The sequence below is a fragment of the Ruegeria sp. AG7 genome, assembly GCF_056541545.1.
In genome coordinates this window covers 1-1,872 of the sequence record NZ_JBQFYP010000048.1, presented here as the reverse complement: position 1 = coordinate 1,872, position 1,872 = coordinate 1, and the positions used below count along the sequence as shown (strand labels likewise).

Genomic DNA, 1,872 nt, shown 5'->3' with positions numbered 1-1,872 from the left:
TGGTTGCGGGAGCAGGATTTGGCCTATACCGAACGTTAACGGAATTATTAATCTAAAAAGCCATCTCTACGCATTCCCTGTCTGTTTGAAATAATGGTCGCTTTGGACGGAAAAAGTGACAATCAAGAAACCCGTTTCCAGGTCCGCATTGAACCGAGGTGATACTTGCGACGAAGATGTCTGACGTCAGCGCCAATGGGACAGTTTAGGGTGATTTGTCGAGCCAATTTGCTGCTACGAGACGTGCAAGACAAAGCGTGCTAAAGTTGTAAGAGTATGTGTTTTTCTGCAAATGCCAGTTTTGCTGTAGGCGGCGTCTTGATCGCAAGTAGCGCGATCACAATTCCGCTTGCTTGGCGGGTCGGTGTACGTATCTTACCGCTAGCGACTTATCCACTTTTCTTTGGAATGCAGCAGGTTGCGGAAGGTTTTGTGTGGCTAGGAATTGAAAAGCACCAAGGTTATGAAAGTGTCTCAGCGGCGATGGTTTTTCTGTTCTTTGCGTACTGGTTTTGGCCAACTTGGGTGCCATTTTCAGCTGCTGCTTGCGAGCCGTACCGTTTTCGGCAACGCCTCTTCATCGCCTTTACAGTTTTGGGCATTGCTGGAGGGTCGCTCTTGTACCTGCCTATCATGTTGAATCCAAGCATTCTGCAGATTGACCTCATTCACAATTCGATCCGTTATTTGAATCCGGAGATGTTCACTAATGAAACGAGCAAAATGGTGGCGCGGGTGATATATGCCGTGATCATCTGTGTCCCGCTGCTGTTGTCTTCTCACCCTAAAATCAGAGTTTTTGGACTTCTTATCCTGATCTCAGTCTTGGTCGGCTTTTTCTTCGCGTCCCACGCTTTTACATCGATTTGGTGTTTTTTCGCGGCCGGTCTTTCCGCTTACATGATTGTTGTACTGCGGTCACTGGAAAAGAAAACTGGAACCGCTCCAGCCCTCTAATTCTCTTCTTACCGCATCGGCTGCAGGCTCCGATTGATGTCTTATGGAGCGACTGTTCTGGGCTCCGAGCAGACCAACGCACCGCAGCTAGGCTTGAAGAAACAGATGTTCGCGAAGCGGACACTCGTCCTCTTAAGGTAAAATCCGCGCGTTGGCACGGTGCCGATGCCTGGTGTGGGAGGGCTGGACGGAGACTCCATCATGTCCAGTAAACAGCTACCGGCAATCCGACCATCACGTCCGCCGTGGAACAAGGGGCGGCTGATCGGCCAGAAACGCCCGCTCCTGCCAAGGCAGGTTTGGGCCATTCGCGCTCGGCTAGAGCTCGCGGATAACCTGCGCGACTTGGCATTGTTCAATCTCGCCATAGACAGCAAGCTCCGCGGGTGTGACTTGGTTCGACTCAAGGTCGTGGACCTCGTCGCTGGTGGAAACGTCCGGGACCGCGTGTCGGTCATCCAGAGCAAGACCGGGCGTCCAGTTCAGTTCGAGGTGTCCGAGAATACACGCAGAAGCGTGCTCGCATGGGTCACATCGTCCCAAATGCTTGGACAGGTCAACCTGTTCCCAAGCAGGTTCCACGGCTCACCGCACATCTCGACAAGGCAGTATGCGCGCCTTGTTCATGACTGGGTGTGTGCAATCGGACTGGATCCAAGCGGCTACGGCACGCATTCGCTGCGACGGACCAAGGCCGCACTGATCTACAGGAAGACCGGCAATCTCCGCGCCGTCCAGCTCCTGCTGGGTCACACCAAGGTGGACAGCACGGTGCGATACCTCGGCGTCGAACTCGATGACGCGCTCAGCATCGCCGAGAAGATCGACATCTGAGGCCTTGGCGGACGGCCGCAGTCGTCCGCCATCTCATACCGGACGTCTCTCATGATTGACCGTAGCGGCCGCTCAGAGCCC

Annotated in this window: 2 protein-coding genes; both read left to right on the top strand. The window is 53.8% G+C overall.

The features are described from left to right. The first annotated feature begins 276 nt into the window (after window positions 1-276). Window positions 277-957 (top strand): DUF6629 family protein, encoded by a 681-nt coding sequence (locus ACR0BF_RS20295; RefSeq protein ID WP_480521568.1) that lies wholly within the window; start codon window positions 277-279, stop codon window positions 955-957. Between the two features lie 201 nt (window positions 958-1,158). After that, a complete protein-coding gene (locus tag ACR0BF_RS20290) occupies window positions 1,159-1,791 on the top strand; it encodes a tyrosine-type recombinase/integrase (RefSeq protein WP_480521566.1) in 633 nt (210 codons plus the stop codon). Window positions 1,792-1,872: the final 81 nt, after the last annotated feature.